The 18195-nt window shown below is 59.6% G+C and carries 14 protein-coding genes; 4 read left to right on the top strand and 10 right to left on the bottom strand.

The features are described from left to right. Nucleotides 1-77 precede the first annotated feature (77 nt). Nucleotides 78-1418 (top strand): NAD(P)H-dependent oxidoreductase, encoded by a 1341-nt coding sequence (locus tag IMCC21224_RS07645; protein WP_047996957.1) that lies wholly within the window; start codon nt 78-80, stop codon nt 1416-1418. A gap of 161 nt (nt 1419-1579) precedes the next feature. Here IMCC21224_RS07645 and IMCC21224_RS07640 read toward each other — a convergent pair whose 3' ends face one another. The 9 genes from IMCC21224_RS07640 to IMCC21224_RS07600 form a co-directional block, all read right to left on the bottom strand. Beyond that, nucleotides 1580-3589 carry a putative 2-aminoethylphosphonate ABC transporter permease subunit gene (locus IMCC21224_RS07640; protein WP_047994842.1) on the bottom strand — a complete coding sequence of 670 codons (2010 nt, stop codon included), beginning with the start codon at nt 3587-3589 and terminating at the stop codon, nt 1580-1582. Between the two features lie 2 nt (nt 3590-3591). After that, nucleotides 3592-4728 (bottom strand): putative 2-aminoethylphosphonate ABC transporter ATP-binding protein, encoded by a 1137-nt coding sequence (locus IMCC21224_RS07635; protein WP_231582032.1) that lies wholly within the window; start codon nt 4726-4728, stop codon nt 3592-3594. 74 nt (nt 4729-4802) lie between these two features. Next, nucleotides 4803-5825, bottom strand: coding sequence for a putative 2-aminoethylphosphonate ABC transporter substrate-binding protein (locus tag IMCC21224_RS07630; protein ID WP_047994841.1), 1023 nt, complete (start codon nt 5823-5825; stop codon nt 4803-4805). Between the two features lie 224 nt (nt 5826-6049). Beyond that, nucleotides 6050-6886 (bottom strand): EamA family transporter, encoded by an 837-nt coding sequence (locus IMCC21224_RS07625; RefSeq protein WP_197089182.1) that lies wholly within the window; start codon nt 6884-6886, stop codon nt 6050-6052. Then, nucleotides 6883-8244, bottom strand: coding sequence for an aspartate aminotransferase family protein (locus tag IMCC21224_RS07620; protein ID WP_047994840.1), 1362 nt, complete (start codon nt 8242-8244; stop codon nt 6883-6885). The genes IMCC21224_RS07625 and IMCC21224_RS07620 overlap by 4 nt, the downstream gene beginning before the upstream one ends. 71 nt (nt 8245-8315) lie before the next feature. Then, nucleotides 8316-9779 carry a phosphonoacetaldehyde dehydrogenase gene (gene phnY, locus IMCC21224_RS07615; RefSeq protein ID WP_047994839.1) on the bottom strand — a complete coding sequence of 488 codons (1464 nt, stop codon included), beginning with the start codon at nt 9777-9779 and terminating at the stop codon, nt 8316-8318. Continuing rightward, nucleotides 9779-11029: a phosphonoacetate hydrolase gene (phnA, locus tag IMCC21224_RS07610; protein WP_047994838.1), complete on the bottom strand. Its 1251-nt coding sequence runs from the start codon at nt 11027-11029 to the stop codon at nt 9779-9781. The genes phnY and phnA overlap by 1 nt, the downstream gene beginning before the upstream one ends. A 37-nt stretch (nt 11030-11066) precedes the next feature. Further along, complete coding sequence (locus tag IMCC21224_RS07605) at nt 11067-12218, bottom strand: 2-aminoethylphosphonate--pyruvate transaminase (RefSeq protein ID WP_156178175.1); 1152 nt, start codon at nt 12216-12218, stop codon at nt 11067-11069. Between the two features lie 168 nt (nt 12219-12386). Next, nucleotides 12387-14051, bottom strand: a complete 1665-nt coding sequence (locus tag IMCC21224_RS07600) for a Na/Pi cotransporter family protein (RefSeq protein ID WP_047994836.1) — start codon at nt 14049-14051, stop codon at nt 12387-12389. A gap of 117 nt (nt 14052-14168) precedes the next feature. Between IMCC21224_RS07600 and IMCC21224_RS07595 the strand changes: the two genes are divergently transcribed. Continuing rightward, entirely contained in the window at nt 14169-15047 is an 879-nt protein-coding gene (locus IMCC21224_RS07595) for a LysR substrate-binding domain-containing protein (protein ID WP_047994835.1), read from the top strand. A 30-nt stretch (nt 15048-15077) separates the two neighbouring features. Here the strand turns inward: IMCC21224_RS07595 and IMCC21224_RS07590 are convergent, their stop codons facing one another. After that, nucleotides 15078-16439 carry a PLP-dependent aminotransferase family protein gene (locus IMCC21224_RS07590; protein ID WP_047994834.1) on the bottom strand — a complete coding sequence of 454 codons (1362 nt, stop codon included), beginning with the start codon at nt 16437-16439 and terminating at the stop codon, nt 15078-15080. 252 nt (nt 16440-16691) lie between these two features. On the opposite strand from IMCC21224_RS07590, the gene IMCC21224_RS07585 reads away from it, so the two are divergent. Then, nucleotides 16692-17174 (top strand): MSMEG_0572/Sll0783 family nitrogen starvation response protein, encoded by a 483-nt coding sequence (locus IMCC21224_RS07585; RefSeq protein ID WP_047994833.1) that lies wholly within the window; start codon nt 16692-16694, stop codon nt 17172-17174. 54 nt (nt 17175-17228) lie between these two features. Then, a complete protein-coding gene (locus IMCC21224_RS07580) occupies nt 17229-18194 on the top strand; it encodes a Nit6803 family nitrilase (RefSeq protein WP_047996954.1) in 966 nt (321 codons plus the stop codon). The last annotated feature ends 1 nt before the right edge of the window (nt 18195 follow it).

The raw sequence follows: 18195 nt of genomic DNA, 5'->3' as shown, positions 1-18195 counted from the left end.
ATTATTTAGCTAAGCTTAAAAGATGTCGACGCCCGCACATGTTAGCCTGGCTGAAAATTCACACCCGGAGCAATATCATGAACCTGTCATCTCTTCTTGCCGCCCGCACAGCTAACGGGCAGCCGGTGCGCGTCGGCCTTATTGGAGCGGGCAAATTCGGGTCGATGATCCTGGCACAGGCCAAACATATTCCCGGCTTTCAGATCGTTGGAATCGCCGATCTCGACGTGGAGAAGGCGCGGGCCTCGCTGAACCGCACCGGCTGGACGGCGGATCGCTATGGCGCCACGTCGATGGGTGATGCGGTGCAGAACGGAACGACCTGCATCACCGACAATGCCGCCGCCCTGTTTGCCTGCGACGCCATAGAATGCATCATCGAGGCGACGGGCCATCCGTTGGCTGGCACCCGCCACGGGCTGGCCGCAATTGAAGCGGGCAAACATGTGATCATGGTCAATGTCGAGGCGGATGTGCTGTGTGGTGCTGTGCTGGCGAATCGTGCGCAGCAGGCGGGTGTGGTCTATTCCATGGCGTATGGCGACCAGCCCGCCGCGATCTGCGAACTTGTCGACTGGGTGCGGTCATGTGGCTTTGAACTGATCGCGGCGGGCAAGGGCATGAACTTTGCCCCGCCCTATCGCTACTCAACACCCGACACAGTCTGGAGCTATTTCGGCTGGAGCGACGAAGAGGTGGCGGCTGGCGATTTTAACCCCAAGATGTACAATTCCTTTACTGATGGCACCAAGGCAGCGATCGAAATGGCGGCGGTGGCCAATGCGACGGGGATGGATTGCCCGGACGACGGGCTGGCGTTTCATCCGGCCGGGCTGCAGGATCTCGCCAGTGTGTTCCGCCCAAAATCCGAGGGTGGTCAACTGGCAAAACCCGGCCTTGTCGACATCGCATCCAGTCGCGAACCGGACGGACGCGTGGTGCTGAACAACATCCAGTACGGCATGTTCGTGACGTTCAAGGCACCCGACGAATACACACGCGCCTGTTTCCAGCAATACGGCCTGCTGACTGATCCGTCGGGCTGGTACGGCTCGATGTGGCGACCGTTCCACCTGATCGGGCTGGAAACATCGGTCTCCGTGCTGTCTGCCTGTCTGCGCGGCGAGGCGACAGGGTCGTCAACCCGCTGGCGTGGCGACGCCGTGGCCACCTCCAAGGGCGACTTTGGTGCGGGCGACTATCTGGACGGCGAAGGCGGCTATAAAGTCTGGGCCAAGGCGATCCCCGCCCAGCAGTCACACCGGCTGAATGCACTGCCCATCGGGTTGGCGCATAACATAAAACTGAAAAAGCCGATCAAGAAGGATCAAATCGTTCGTCTGGACGATGTCGAGATTGTCGATGACATCGATATCTTCGCCCTGCGCGACGCGCAAAGGGCGTTTCTGGACGGCTGATGGCGCGACACAACCGTCTGCGCTAAAACCGAGCGACTGCAGCGCCACGGGCTGAACCGGAAATCCTCCGCCTCAGAGAGACGCCGCGCATTCCAGTCGGGTTGCAGGCGGTGTGACCATAGCGAACCCAATCGCCAGCTATGCTATCCGGGGCTATGGCGTCACCGCGTCCGCCAGGCCTGGGTCCGTTTCAGGATCCTGCGGGATGCCAACAGATGCAGCAGGCGCGCCGCCACGTTGGTGTAAAAGATCATCATCCCCATCGCGGCAGCCGGCGCAATATCGCCCGCGTCATCCATGTTCAGAACCGCGACTGACGCCAGTGCGGTATGGGTCGAATAGATGAACACAACCGCCGACACCGTGGTCATCGCATTCACGAACAAGTAAATCGAAATGTCGAGGATTGCCGGCAGACAGACCGGCACGGTAACCTGCGCGAATAACTTGTGAAACGGCTGGCGCAAGGAGCTGGCAACAGGCTCGAACTCTGCATCAATCTGTTTGAGGGCCGTCAGCGCCGTCAGGTGTCCGACGGTAAAGAAGTGGGTCACTGTAGACAGCACAAGGATCGCCATCGTACCATAGACAAAGTGCAAAGGGTTGTCCGGGCTGTTAAAGAAAAAGATATAGGCCAATCCCAGCACCATGCCCGGCACCGCCATCGGCAGCATCGCAAGAAATTGGTAAAACCCGCGCCCCGCGCCAAAACCGTCGATCTTTTCCACCATATACGCGCCGGTAAAGACGATTACGGTGCCGAACACGGCTGTCAGCAACGCCAATTTGATCGAATTGCCATAGGCCGCCCAACCGCCGCCATCCATACGATTGAAATCGTAATTGTTCAGGCTCAGGCTCAGATCATAGGGCCAGAACTTGATCAATGCTGCGAACTGACACGTGGCGATCAGCCCGATGATGAACAGCGCGATGGCCCCGCACCAAACCATGCAAAGTCTGTCAAAAACCCGGTCCGGCTTGGGCTCATACGGCACCGAGCGCGCCGACAGCAACGAGACCTGCTTTTTCTGCGCGTGCCGGTCAACGACAAAAGCCAGCACTGCCGGAATTAGCAGAACCACCGACACCACCGCACCCATTTCAAAGTTCTGCTGGCCGATGACCTGTTTGTAAATGTCGATGGCCAGCACATTATACTGCCCGCCAATCACTTTTGGCAGGCCGAAATCGGTGATAACCAGCGTAAAGACCACAAACGCCGCCGAGATCAATCCATAGCGTGCACCGGGAATAGTCACGGTCCAGAACGTACGCCACGGGGTCGAGCGCAGGGAATCCGCGGCCTCGTACTGGCGTTGATCCGCGATAGACAAGGCCGTGGATATGATGATCATGGCGTGCGGAAAGGTAAAGAACACTGACCCTACGACAATGCCAAGTGGGCCATAAATCGACTGCCCCAACAGCAACTCTTTGGCAAAACCCTGATTACCGAACATATAGATCAGCGCAATCCCAGGCAGCAGCGATGGCACAAGGATCGGCATCATCCCAATCAGCCGGAACGCGCCTTTGTAGGCCATACAACTGCGACTAAGCGCATAGGCAAAGCCAAAGGCCAGAAAGACAGTCACAACGGTGCTAAGACCGGCGATGAACAGCGAATTCTGGATCGACTGATACAGCGACGCGTTTGAGAAATATTCAGCATAGTTCTGAAACCCGATCGATTGCACCGGCCGCAGGTTGATCCGTCGCCACGCGTTGCTGTCGTATTCCTGCCATTTTGTCGTGCGTTGCAGATCAAGGCCGACCAGATAGGGCGCGTCGGCATCAAGGCTACGAATGCGATACATCACCGGACTGCGGAAACTGAAATCAGCAAAGAATTTTGTGACCGCGAGCCGACCGTCCGAACTGGTTTTCAGATCATCCGCGCTATAGGCACCAGTCTGCTGGTTCAGCTTGGCCACATTGACCGGTGGCGCAAAGGTTCCCGCCGCGTCGCTGGCCTGAATTTCATACCGCGCCAGATCAAAGCCATAGGTCACAAGCGACTTGGACAGCATCGTATACAGCGGCAGCGCCAACGCCACGATCAGATAGAGCGCGATAATCAGAATAAAGCCACGTTTGACGACGCCATCGCGATCCAGCGACAGACGAATAGGGCGACCGGACGGCAACGTGGTGTCAGCGGTGTTCATGCTCAGGCGCCCCTGACAAAGGCCAGAACACGTTCGGCCGGCAGTTCGACGCTCAGATCGGTGCCCGTTTCAAGCGCCAGCCTGCGCATCGCATTCATCGAAAAGTTGGCCACCAGAGGCACCCCGGCAAGCGCGTTGCTGCGCAGATGTGTGCGCCAGAATGATCCCAGAAACTCCATATCCGTGATTGTGACCGGCAGCAGATTGTCTGCCCCCGCCTCACCTGCCGGATGCGGCAGAATATCTTCGGGGCGGATCGCCACCGTAACGTCCGATCCGTCGCGGATGCCCGCCGCGCCGGTTTTTAGCGTTACATCGCCCAGTTGTACGTGGCCATCGTTCAGCCGTGTTTCGATCTTGTTGGTCTCACCGATGAAATCGGCCACAAACAGCGACGCCGGGTGGCGGTAAATGTCGGTCGGACTGCCGACCTGTTCGATCACGCCGTGATTCATCACCACAATCCGGTCGGCCATCGACAACGCCTCTTCCTGATCGTGCGTCACCATAATGGTGGTCACACCCAGCTTGCGCTGCAATTCCTTGATCTCGTGGCGCAGGTGCACACGCACCTTGGCGTCCAGCGCCGAGAGCGGTTCATCCAGCAGCAACAGACCGGGATTGATCGCGATGGCACGCGCCAGCGCAATTCGTTGCTGTTGTCCGCCGGACAGATTCGCCGGGTATTTTTCAGCCTGTTCCGGCAAGCCGACCAGATCAAGCAGCTCGCTCACCCGCGCGGCAATCTCGGGTTTGGGCCGTCCGGTGTTTTCAAGCCCAAAGGCGATGTTGCGGCGCACGGTCAGGTTCGGAAACAGCGCGTAAGATTGAAACACGATGCCATAATCGCGCTTGGATGTCGGCAGCGACGAAATATCGGTGCCACCCTGATGGATGGCTCCACGCGACTGCGGATCCAGCCCGGCAATGGTGCGCAACAGCGTGGTCTTGCCGCACCCGGACGGTCCCAGAAAACAGACAAATTCGCCGGATGCAACGTCAAGGTTGATATCCTTCAGCGCAACGAAATCTCCGAAGGCTTTCCAGAGGTTCCGAATCCGAAGATACGGCTGCGCTGCGTCCATAATGACGTCCCCATCAGTCGCGGGCGCAATGCCGCCCTGTACGATTGCATTCATGCTGTCTGTTCCAGGATAGAGTTTGGACCGCCGGGGCGCCACTTGGGGCGCCCCGGCACCGAAACCGGATGGCCTTAGCCCTTGGGCTCGGACTTGGTGTCGTACCGGTTGGTCCACTCTTCGAGAATGGCGCTGCGGTTGTTCGCCGCCCATTCAAAGTCGTTGTCGATCATCGCGTCGGTGATGCCTTCGGGGAAATAATCCACCGGTTTGGCGATGCCCGGAATGCCGACCACAGCGTAGCCAACATTGTACATTTCCATCGCCTTTGGCGTGATCGACCAGTCGATCAGCGTCTTGGCCGCCTCTTCGTTCATGGTGCCTGCAATCAGCGACGTGGCTTCCATGTCCCAACCGATGCCTTCTGTCGGAACGACGATTTCCAGCGGCGCGCCTTCAGCCTTGGATTTGGCGCCGCGAAAGGCAAAGGACACACCGATGACGGTTTCGCCCGATGCCGCCATCTTGCACGGTTTAGAGCCGGAATGGGTATAAGCCGCGACGTTTTCGTGCAGCGCATCCATGTAGGCCCAGCCCGCATCTTCGCCCATGATCTGGAGCCAGCTCGACACATCAAGGAACCCGGTTCCCGAGGATGCCGGGTTCGGCATGACAACGTGACCGGCATATTCCGGCTTCGTCAGGTCGGCCCAGGATGTTGGCGCAGTCAGGCCCAGCTTGTCCCCTTCGACGGTATTATAGCAGACCGATGCGACCCAAGCGTCCATACCGACCCAGGACGGCGGTGTATCGCCATCGCGAAAACGCGCATCAAGCGCATCCAGACCGGCGGGTGAATATGGCTCAAGCATCCCTTCGGATTTGAGGACAAGCAGCGATGTTGCCGCCAGACCCCAGACCATATCCGCCTGCGGGTTTTCCCGTTCGGCCAAAAGCTTGGCCGTGATCACACCGGTTGAATCGCGCACCCAGTTGATTTTGATATCCGGATGATCTTCGTTAAAGGTCGCGGCGTAGCGGGCCAGATCTTCGGCCTCGACAGCGGTGTAGACCGTAAGTTCGGTTTCGGCAAAGGCCATTGTCGCGCTGAAAGCCGTGGCGCAAACTGTCAGATTCAAAAGCGTTTTCGTGTTCATTGCAGGTCCCTGTTGGTTGGCGCGCGGTCAGCGCCGGTGAATCCGCCGCTTGGCCACCCGCGTTCGCGGTTCTCTTATTGCGGCGGCGCATCACATTTTAATGACACGGGTGATATCACCGCCGATTTGGATCGTGATCCTGAATTCAGTCTGGGAACTGCCCAACAATAAGTAAAATCTATTTATCTTATGGTTGGATTAAGAGAAACGTTCGATATGGCCAATTATCCTATGGACAAGGCGATAACGCCCCCCCCAACGATTACTGCGGCGGCAAGCCGCCCTTTCCATGGGCGTTCGCCGAAAAGCACCACTCCGATGAGTGCCGCGATGATGACGCTGGATTCGCGAACCGCCGACACGGCCGCAAGTGGTGAAAAGGTTTTGACATAGAGCACCAACCCGTAAGCGGCCCCGGCAAGAACCCCAGCCAGCAGTCCCGCCAGCAACGGGCGCAGTTCGAACCGCCCCCCGCCAACCCCGCGCGAGATGATGATCGCCATCGGCACCGGCGCTTCGAGCACAAACAGCCAACCGATATAGCCCAGCGGCGCATCCGACAGCCGCACCCCGATCCCGTCCGCCACCGAGTATGTCGAGATGCAGATGCCCAGGCACAGCGCCAGCAGAACCGTACTGCGCCGGGCGTCGACGGCACCGCGTTGCAGCGCCAGAATGCTGATCCCCAGGCAGACCGCACCCAGTCCGAACCAGCCAGAGACCGGCAACGTCTCACCCACCAGCAGAAACGCCATCAACGCAACCGTCGGCGGGGCCATACCGCGCGAGATCGGATAGACCTGCGACAGATCGCCAAAGCGATAGGAGTAGAACAGCAACAGGTAATAGCCGTAATGTACCACTGCCGAAATCACGATCATCGGCCAGCTTGCCGGGTCGGGGCTGGGCGACATCCAGATCAACACGATCCCGATCAGTGCGTGGCAACCCGAAACGCCGGCCAAAACAGCAGCGCGATCCGGCACCGCCTTTACCATCGCATTCCAACTGGCGTGCATCACGGCGGCGAACAGGACAATCCCCAGAGCAAACAGGCTCACTGGGTCGCCTCGGCGCGGATGGCGTCTTCGACAATGCCCAGGGCGCGGTCCAGATCTTCGCGCGATATGATCAGCGGCGGCGACAGCGTCAGGACGCAGCCCGCGCTGATTTTGAAACTCAGACCCGCCTCAAGACAGCGATAATAGATCCGTTCCGCCGCCGTGCGGCCCGGAGCGCGGGTGCCGCGATCCTCGACAATCTCGATCCCGAACATTAGCCCCCTGCCCCGAATATCGCCAACAATGGGATTATCGGCCAGTGCCGTCCGCAATCGGGTCAACGCATAAGCCCCCAGTTCGGCAGAGCGTTCAACCAGCCCGTCTTCTTGCAGGATCGCGATAGTGGTCAGGGCGGCGCGTGCGGTCACCGGGTTCTTTTCGTGGGTGTAATGCCCAATGGCAAAATCGCCGCAAACATCCAGATCGTGGCGGGCGACAACGGCCGCAATCGGCAGAATGCCTCCGCCCAGCGCCTTGCCCATCGTGACGATGTCCGGGATCACCTCATCATGCTCGAACGCGAACATGCGACCGGTCTTGCCCAGACCGGTCGGGATTTCATCCATGATCAGCAATGCGCCGCGCTTGTGGCATGCCTCTTGCACGGCCTTCCAAAATCCCGGTGGCGGCACCACCGGCACCGCGCGCATCGGTTCTGCGATCACCGCAGCAACATCCCCCTCGCGGCCCAGAACATAGTCCACCATCTGCGCGCAAGCGAGGCCACAGCTCTCTGGCCCGGCATGATTATAGGGGCAGCGATAGCAGTTGAACGGGGCGATATGTTCGGTTCCCGGCATCAGTGGCCCTGCGATGTGGCTGCGAAATGTCTCTTCTCCGCCGATGCTGGCCGCGCCAAAACCGGCGCCGTGAAAACTGTCCCAAAAGCTGATGGTCTTGAACCGTCCGGTCGCGGCGCGCGCGATTTTCAACGCGACTTCGTTCGCATCCGATCCGCCGGTGGTGAACAATACCTTGTTCAGATCCCCCGGCGCGATGGCGCCCAGCGTTTCCGCCAATTCAACTGACACGGCGTTGGTGAACCGACGCGGGGCAAAGCTCAGATCATCCAACTGCGCCTTGATTGCCGCCACCAGCCGGGGGTGGGCATAGCCAAGGTGATGTACCGAATTGCCATGGAAATCCATGAAACGACGGCCGGCGGTATCCTCGATCCAAATGCCTTCGGCTTTGGCTATGGTCGACACGCAGGGGCTGGACAGGGATTGATGCAGGAACGCGTCGGCATCGCGCGCCAGCAGGTCGCGGGTTGCGGCATCGGGATGCGTTTCAGCCCAGGCGCGGCGGGCGGCAGAGGTGTTGGATTCGCCCTCGGTATGGGTAACGGCCTGACTCATGATACTTCCTTAAGAACGCAAGAAAGGGCGAGGCCCGCAAAGGCCCCGCCCGGATATTGAAACAACAGGCCTCAGCCCCAGGGCAGAGAGAACGTCTTGATATTGGTAAAGCTCTTCATCGCTTCGATCACACCTTCTTTGTAGCCGTTGCCACTGTCCTTGATGCCACCAAACGGCGACATCTCGATCCGGTAGCCCGGCACCTCCCAGATGTTCACCGTACCGACAACCAGATCACGGATGTAGTGCTGCATCCGGCGGTAATCATTGGTGCACACACCCGACGACAGACCAAAGGCGGTGGAGTTCGAGATGGCGATGGTCTGCTCATCGCAATCCGGCACACGCACGATCGGAACGATGGGACCAAAGGTTTCCTCCATCACCAGCTCGCTCTCGTGCGGGACGTGATCGACCACGATGGGTGGCAGTGACGCGCCATTGCGCCCCGGATGATAGAGCACCTTGGCGCCCTGCGCTTCGGCCTTGAAGACGCGGTCCTCGAACGTCTCGGCGGCGCGGGCGTGAACCACGGTGCCCAGTTCGGTCGTAGGGTCCATCGGATCGCCATACCGCAGCTTTTGCGCCCGCTCCAACACCAACGGCACAAACCGGTCCGCCACGCTTTCCTGCACCAGAATACGCTTGACTGCGGTGCAACGCTGACCCGAGTTTTTGGTCGCCCCGGCAACCGCCAGATCCGCCGCCTTGGCCAGATCGGCATCCGACAGATCGTTGCAGATGATCAGCGGATCGTTCCCGCCCAGTTCCAGCACCTGACGTTTGTAGACCGCCTTGGCCGCGATCATTTTGCCCACCGGCACACCACCGGTAAAGGTGATCAGGTCGTAGTCCGGGTTGACGACCATTTCATCGCCAATGTCTTGCGGCCAGCCGGTGATCACCGACAACATCTGCGGCGGCAGACCAGCCTCGTACAGCGCATCCGCGAGCCAGATCGCGGTAAGCGGCGTCAACTCGGTCGGTTTGAGCACGACGCAATTGTTGGTGGCAATCGCCGGGGCCAGCTTGTGGCTGACCATGTTCAGCGGGTGATTGAACGGTGTGATGGCCGAAATCGCCCGCAGCGGTTCGCGCGTGGTAAAGATCTTGCGTGCCTTGCCATGCGGGGTCAGATCGCAGGAAAAGATCTCACCGTCGTCGTGGATGCACATCTGGCCGGCCAGCGTGTAGACATCATAGGCACGTCCGCATTCATACAGACTGTCAGCGAGCGAGATGCCCAGTTCGGCAGTGATGATCGGCGCCAGCTCTGCCTTGCGGTCATTGATGATCCTGGCGACGTTCAGCAGGATTTTCTGCCGCTCATAACGGGTCAGCGTCGGCTGGTAGTCCTTGGCGATGGCAAAGGCTTCGCGCACATGCTCGGCATTGCCAGCCGGGACCGATCCAATCACATCACCGGTGTAGGGATAATGGACCGGCACGCGGTCTTTGGTGTCGACCTTGCGACCGGCGATCCGCATCGCTTCGTGCCGCATCGCGATAGGGGCATTTGTCACAACCTTGTTCATCACAGCGCCGCCGCAGTGGTCGCGAAAAAGAACGCGTCGAAGTTGCGCAAGACCGGTTCGTTCGGCAGGTCGAGCACGCGATTGACGATAAACGGCACCTCTTGTTCAGTCAGTCCGCCATGGCTGCGCAGCGGTTCGTTGAGCGCGGCAAGGTCGTGCCGGTGCGCCGACGTCCCGATGGTCATATGCGTACCCGATATCATCACTATGTCGCCGATCCGGTCGCCGGGCAGTTCAAAACGGCGGATCGCCTCGGCTTTGTCGACGACCACGGTGATGCCCTCGACCGCAAGAAGTTTGGCAATAATGTCCACCTTGTTCGCGCCCTCCGGCAGATAGGCTGTGGCAAAGGAGCCCAGCGCGCCGTGATGCACGACATAAGGGTCGGTGATCGGCAGGATCACACGGGCCTTTGCCTCACCCAGCCATTGATCCAGCAGGTCCTGCACATAGACAACTGCGGGTTCACCATCGGCGGTGTGCTTGGCCTTCATGCCGTGATCCGCAGTCACAACGATGGCGGCGCCCAAGGCGTCCAATTCGGTGAGATAGGTGTCGAACATCTTATAAAAGCTTTGCGCCTCGGGCTGTTCCGGTGCGTATTTATGCTGCACGTAATCCGTGGTGGTCAGATACATCACGTCCGGTTTCCAGTCGCGCAGCAGCTTGACCCCGGCGGCGAACACAAACTCGGACAGGTCCGCCGAATACACTTCGGGTTGGGCCATACCAAGCCAGGCACTGGCATTGTCCTGACCGTGCTCGGCTGCGGTCGATGTCGCGGATTTTTCCGCCGAGTAGCACTTGGCGCGATCAGCGTCGAACTTAAGTCCGGCCCCCAAAAGCGCGCGCAGCTTGTCCTTGGCGGTGACGATAGCGACACGCGCACCAGCGTCGTAAAAGGCGGAAAAGATCGTCTGCGCCCGCAGGAACCTCACATCGTTCATCATCACCTCTTCGCCGGTTTCGGGATCGAACAGGTAGTTGCCGCAGATGCCATGGACACTGGGCGGGCGCCCGGTCGCGATCGACAGGTTGTTGGGGTTGGTAAAGGACGGAATCACCGAATGAGCGAGCCGGTCCGTCCCGATTTCGCGCATCCGTTTGAGCGTCGGCATCAACCCAGCTTTGATTGCCTCTTCCAGATAGGCGGGTTCACAGCCGTCCAGGCAGATGGCGATGGCGGGGACTTTGGGCCAGGGATAGCTGCGCGCGTTGACGGCAACATCGGCGTGGTGGGTATCTTTCATAGCGAATCCTCTCGGGTGTCGATCATTTGGGGCGGCCTCAGGCGGCAAGTTTGGCGCGTTCGGCAATGGCTGCTGCGGGCGGCGCGGCGGTATCAACGCCCATCTCGGCCAGGGTTTCACCGGCGGCGGTGACGACGCGGCGCATGATATGCTCGTCGATCCGGCCAATGCAGCCGATACGGAACGACTCGACCACGGTCAGCTTACCGGGATAGATGATGAAACCCTTGGTTTTCATAGCCTCATAGAAGCGGCTGAAATCAAAGCGTTCATGTGCCGGGCAGAAAAAGGTGACGATAATCGGACTAAGCCAGCGATCCTTGAGCAGGGTTTCAAACCCCAGCGCACGCATACCTTCGACCATCACATCGCGGTTGCGGGTATAGCGCGCGCCGCGCCCAGCGACGCCACCCTCGGCCGAATGCAGGCGCAACGCCTCAAGGAAGGCCGCGACCACATGCGTCGGCGGGGTATAGCGCCACTGGCCGGTTTTCTGCATCGCGGCCCATTGCGCATGTACATCCAGTGACAGTGAATGACTGTTGCCCTTGGCCGCCTCGAGCTCAGTCTTGCGGGCGATGACAAAACCGAACCCCGGCACGCCCTCGATACATTTATTGGCGGACGACACCATCGCCTCATAGCGGATGTCGTTCACTCTCAACTCCAGCGCACCAAACGCGCTCATGCTGTCGATCAGCAGCTTGCGCCCGCGGGCATAGACCGCCTCGGATATTTCAGCCACAGGGTTCAGGATGCCCGAGGAGGTTTCGCAATGCACGATGATCACATGGGTGATCGCCGGGTCAACGTCCAGCGCCGCCCCAACTTCGGTTCCGCGCGGCGGCATATAATCCCCTTTGTCGATCACCACGTGATCGCGCCCGAGGTAGCGCAGCGTTTCCGCCGCCCGCAACCCATAGGCACCATTGGCCAACACCAACACCTTGCCGTCGCGCGGCACGAAACTGCCCAATAGCGCCTCGACCGAGAAACTGCCCGACCCTTGCATCGGCACACAGTCGAACGCGCCATCGGTATCCCCGGCCAGCGCAACAAGCTGTTCGCAAAGGGATTTTGTCATGCCACGAAAATCACCGTCCCAAGAGCCCCAGTCACGCAACATCGCCTCTTTTACGCTGTATGCTGTGGTCAGCGGGCCCGGCGTCAGCAGAAAAGGCTCGCCCATTTCTGGCTCCGGAAAAGCCAGGTTGGCGACTGTTTGCTCCAAAGGCATGATGTCCTCCCTCTCGTTTTCTGGTGCGTTCGTCAGATATTTCCCACGGCACGTATCATTTGTAAAATCGTTAAATTATATCGTTATATCATTTTAAACGATACAATGAATCATCTCATTTCAAACCGGCACAGCCAACCGGCTTTCAAGCAGTTGACCGCTTTCGGTCAGGATCGGATACCCGATCATCACCAACAGGGAATTGATGTCCTTGAGCCCGCGCACCATCGTCAAATGGATGTCGCTGGTTTCCACGCTCTCGGAATTGCCCGCATTCAGTCGCGCCAGATGTTTGTCGTGGCTGTCGCGCTCCAATCGTCGCATCGATTCCTTTTCGCGCACAAGCTGGCGGGCGCTGGCGATGTCGGACGAAATCAGCACATTCAGGGCAAGCTGCATGTTTGCCTCGACCCGCGCATGCAGCAGGTTCATTTCCATCCAGCCCTCGGGGGAAAACTGCAGCTTGCGAACCGCCCGCTCCTCGACCAGGGGGAGTAGCTTCTTTGAGATGATGTCGCCAATATGTTCGAGGTTGATCGCCGCATCCATCAGCTCGATCCCCATTTTCGCCTCGCGTTCGCTCAGCTCGCGCCGGTTCACCTCGGCGACGAACAGCTTGATGTCGGTATGGATCGCGTTGACCTGGTCATCTCGGCGGCGCAGCGCCCCGACCACCTCGAGGTTTCCGCCGTCCATCAGATCCATCAGCGGGTGATACATTAATGACAGGATATCGCCCATGCGCAGCACTTCGCGCCTGGCACTGGCCAGCGCCACCAACGGCATGTCGAGCGCGCTGCGATCCAGCACGCTGACCGATCCCGCCTGATCCATCGAGTCAGTGCTGTCCGGCGCGCGCGGTAGCATCCGTTCAGTGAGCACAGTCATCGGCCCCGCGAAAGGCAGCGCCACAACGACAAGCACCGCGTTGAACGCCACATGAAGGTTAACCAGTTGCGCGGCTTCGGTCGTACCGAACAGATGCACAGGAACGTCGACCACCAAATTGACGGACAGCGCCAGCAACGCCGCCGTACCGCGAAAGATCAGGTTCCCAACCGGGATTCTGCGCGCCGCAACATCCATTGAACGGCTCAGCCACACCGCGATGATGCCGCCACCCACATTGGCCCCCAGCACCATCGGAAGGGCGACCGATGACGGCAGCAGACCGACGGCGGCAAAACTCACCAACATCAGAATGGTCGCCACCGAAGAATGCACAAGCCACGCCAGCAGCGCCGTGATGCCAAACGCCGTCAGCGGGTCACCACGCAGATAGCCAACCAGCTGCGGCAGCGCCGCGCTGTCGCGCAACGGGGCAGTCGCGTCACCGATCATCGTCAGGGACAACAGAATAAAGGCGATACCCAAGGCAATGCGACCCACCTGCCGCCATGATCGTTTCTCGAACTTCAGGAACAATGTGCCACCGACCAACAGCAGGATCGGAATCAGGCCACTCAGATCAAAGGACAGGATCTTGACCACCAGAGCCGAGCCAAGATCAGCCCCCAACAGCGCCGCGATGCCTGCGCTGACCGTCAGAATGCCGCTCGCTGCAAAGCCGGCAGCCAGAATACCAACCGCCGTAGAACTTTGCAGACCGATGGCCAGAACCATCCCCGCGACCGCCATTTTGACCTTGCCGTCGCGTGCCCCGCGCAGCGCCGCCTTGAGCGAGGTGCCAAAGGCGCGCTCGACTCCGGTACGCACCATCCGCACCGCCCAAAGCAACAGCATGACAGACCCGGCAAGATGCAACAAAAACGTCAGGGGCAACATCGGCACTCCTTTGATCGCGGCAGCGATTGCCAAGCCTGCGAGGTTGCAGGCCGATAGTAAAATCGTTAGTTCTAATGATAACATTGACTAAGGCGATAGAAAGGCCCGGCAACCGCAATGCGCTATGTTCAGCTTCGGGCCTTTCACTACGTCGCGATCTGCGGCGGCTTTTCCCGCGCCGCAGAAGAGCTTTTCCTGACTCAGCCTGCCATTTCCGATCAGGTGCGCAAACTGGAAGAGGAATACGACATCCTGCTGTTCAACCGGCACAAAAAACAGGTGACCCTGACCCCCGAAGGCGACCGCCTGCTCGAAATCACCCGCAGGCTTTTTGACAGTGAGCAGCAGGCCCGCGAACTTTTGTCGGAAAGCCGGGTGATGCGGGCGGGCAAACTGCGGATCATGGCGGACAGCGCGCAGCATGTTCTGCACATCCTTGCGCGGTTTCGCGAACGCTATCCCGGCGTCGCGATTGAGATCCGCGCCGGGAACACCGACAACGTGATTGACCAGCTGTTCAGTTATCAGGCCGATATCGGAGTTCTTGGCGAAATCCCGACCGGTCGCGATTTTGAAACGGTCCTGCTGAATTCAACGCCAATTTCGGCCTTTGTCTGTCGCTCGCATCCTCTGGCCGACCGCACATCGCTACGTTTCAAAGACCTGACAGACATCCCGCTGGTCATGCGCGAACGCGGATCCCGGACACGCCAAAAACTGGAAGAGGCCGCATCGGCGGCGGGATATGAGCTGCTCCCCACCATCGTCGCAGAAGGGCGCGAAGCCGTGCGCGAAATCGTGGCGTCTGGTGCGGGCCTCGGGTTTGTTTCGGTTGCGGAATTTGGCGAAGATTCCCGGCTGATCCGCATTCCTCTGGAAAATGAGGGTCAGATGATGATGGAAGAGGCTCTGATCTGCCTCAGAGAGCGTCGAGGCGGCAAACTGATCAGCGCCTTGCTCGCGATCGCTCAGGAATTTTCCGCCGTTCAGGACTGAGACATCAGTGCCGCGTCATTGGCGGCCACCTCAGAAACGGCTGGAAATGACATAAGATAGCAACCCGAGTGCGTCACGCAGTTGCTCTCGTCCGATTTGCCCGCCCAGACAGACACGAATCGATTCCGTCGGCTCGCCCGCAACCGTGAAGGCGTCGGCGGGCATCAATCCTATCCCCGTCCCTGCCATACGACCAATAACATCGGCCCGCGTGCTGCCAGTCGGCAGATGCAGCCAGACGTTAAAGGCGTGCGGTGCCGCTTCGAACCGGAAATCGCTTAGCGCCCCTGCCGCGATCTTTTGACGGGCCTGAGTTTCAGCCCGAACAAAGCGCCGAATGCCGTCTGCCGTGCCATCCATGATCCACCGGGTCGCCAGCGCCATCATCAGCGGCGACGGCATCACCGAAATCAGTTTGAGATGATGCGCCAGTTCCCGCGCAGCATGGCTGTTGGGCGCAACGGTATAGGCCAGCCGCAGGCCGGCACCGATACATTTGGCCAGGCCACCGATGTGCCAGACCAGATCCGGCGCAAAACTGGCGAGCGGTGCCGGTGGACTGGGCGGGATAAAGCCATAGGCGTCGTCTTCGATCAATGGCAGCCGGTGGGCGATGATAACATTGGCGATCGCCTGCCGACGGTCCAGCGAAATCGTCCGTGTCGTCGGATTCTGTAACGTCGGATTGAGGTAGAGCGCCTTTGGCCCATGCCGCCGGATCGCCACATCCAGCGCGTCGGGGTCGATTCCGTCCGCATCGCCGGGCAAACCGATCAGGGTCAGACCCAGCCGAGCGGCGATGCCGCGAAACCCGGCATAGGTCACATCCTCGCACAGAACCGTATCGCCCGGACGCGCCAGTCCTATCAGGATGGCCAGGATCGTCGGATGCGCCCCCGGCGTCACCGCGATCCTGTCAAGCGACGGTACAAGTCCGCGCAACGACAACCATGTCGAGGCGGCCTCTTTGTCGATCTGCCCGCCGGTGGACGCCTGATACCGCAGCAGGTCGATAAGGTTCGCAGACACTGTCTGCAATCCGGCCTGCATCCGCGCCAGAAGCACCGAATCCTCGGGTTCCGGCGGCAGGTTCATCGTCAGGTCGACATCGGCATGACGCCGCAATTCGCGTTGTGGGTCTCGATCGCCATTCTTGGCGACAAAAGTGCCCCGTCCGACATGGCTGTCGACAAGGCCACGCCGCCGTGCCTCGGTATAACCGCGCGATACCGTGGTAAAGTCGATCCCAAGCCGATCTGCCAGCCGACGTTGCGGCGGCAGGCGATCACCCTGTTTCAGGGTGCCCAGCGCAATACCCTCGGCGATGGCATCGGCCAGCTGAAGGTATCGGGCCGCGCCGTCGCGACGCAGGGTTGGTGTCCAGTTCTGCATACATGACCTCTAGCGATGATTCGCCCCAAATTGAAGCGATTTGTATGGATATATTCACTACCTGTGCAGATATTTTTCACATTTTGCCGCCTATTTAGCCGACTTGCCCGAAAAAATACGCCAAAGGGCGCGTTTTAAAATCTTAATTGTATGCATTATTGATTGCCATATTGATGGATACATTTCGCGCAATGCACGCTCTCTTCACACCAGATGACCGCAGCCGGTCAGTCGCATACAGGGAGAAAGCACATGCCAGCAGTCACTATGGAAAAGCACAAGGACGGGGACTTTTTCGTCGATTACGAAGACAAGGTGTTTGAGGACGTCAAAGCCGAAGAAGGCCAGAAGGCGCTTGTGACCTTTCACACCGTCGCCTTTGAGGGCTCTATCGGTCTGGTCAACATGCTCAATGCCATCCGTCTGTCCCGCAAAGGATTTGAGACGTCGATCCTGCTGTATGGTCCGGGTGTGACGCTGGGCATCCAGCGCGGCTTTCCCACCTTGGGCGATGCGGCTTTTCCGGGTCATCAGAACTTTGCCGACAACCTCAAAAAGTTCATGGGCGAAGGCGGCAAGATCTACGCCTGCCGTTTCGCGCTACAGGCACTTTATGGCCACGGAGAGCCGTCGCTGCTGCCGGGTATTATCCCGATTGCGCCGCAGGATGTGCTGGACCTCAAGCTGCTGCACATGCGCGACAACGCGGTGATCATCGACACCTGGACGGTCTAAAGATTGTCCGCCGGGGCCGCGCAGGCCCCGGCCACCATTCGGATTGGAAGCGCCATGTCCCCCATCATCAAAGCCGCCGCCGTCCAGATCGCCCCCGATCTGACCAGCCGCGACAAGACGATGGCCCGCGTTCTGGATGCCATCGACGAGGCCGCAGGCCATGGGGCTGACCTGATCGTATTTCCCGAAACCTTTGTTCCGTTCTACCCCTATTTCTCGTTCGTTCTGCCGCCTTGCCAACAGGGCAAACCGCATTTGCATCTGTATGAGCAGGCAGTGACGGTCCCGTCTGACGAAACGCGTCGCGTCGCCGAGCGCTGCGCCCATCACGGCGTCGTTGTGGTGCTGGGCGTGAATGAACGCGATCACGGATCGCTGTATAATGCGCAGCTGATCTTTGACGCGGATGGCACGCTGCTATTAAAGCGGCGCAAGATCACGCCGACCTATCACGAACGCATGGTCTGGGGACAGGGCGATGGCGCTGGGTTACAAGTCGTGGGCACCCGTGTCGGCCGCGTCGGTGCACTGGCCTGTTGGGAACATTACAACCCGCTGGCCCGCTATGCCCTGATGACCCAACACGAGGAAATTCACGTCGCGCAGTTTCCCGGCTCACTCGTGGGGCCGATCTTTGCTGAACAGATCGAAGTGACAATGCGCCACCACGCGCTGGAATCCGGCTGTTTTGTGGTCAATGCCACGGGCTGGCTGACCGATGCGCAGATCGACAGCGTGACACCCGACCCGGCGCTGCAAAAGGCGCTGCGCGACGGCTGCATGACCTGCATTGTCACGCCCGAGGGTCGTCATGTCGTCCCTCCGCTGACCTCGGGCGAGGGTATACTTTATGGCGACCTCGACATGGCGCTGGTGACCAAGCGCAAGCGGATGATGGATTCCGTCGGCCATTACGCACGGCCTGAGCTGCTGTCCCTGCACCATAATACTGACCTGACGCCGACCCGGCACGCAACCGCGTCTGGGCCAAAATTTCAGCCGATCCCCCTGGAGGACTGAC

The organism is Puniceibacterium sp. IMCC21224 (assembly GCF_001038505.1).
GTDB lineage: Bacteria > Pseudomonadota > Alphaproteobacteria > Rhodobacterales > Rhodobacteraceae > Puniceibacterium.
The sequence above is the reverse complement of the archived record's forward strand: the minus strand, read 5'-3'. Positions and strand labels throughout refer to the sequence as shown.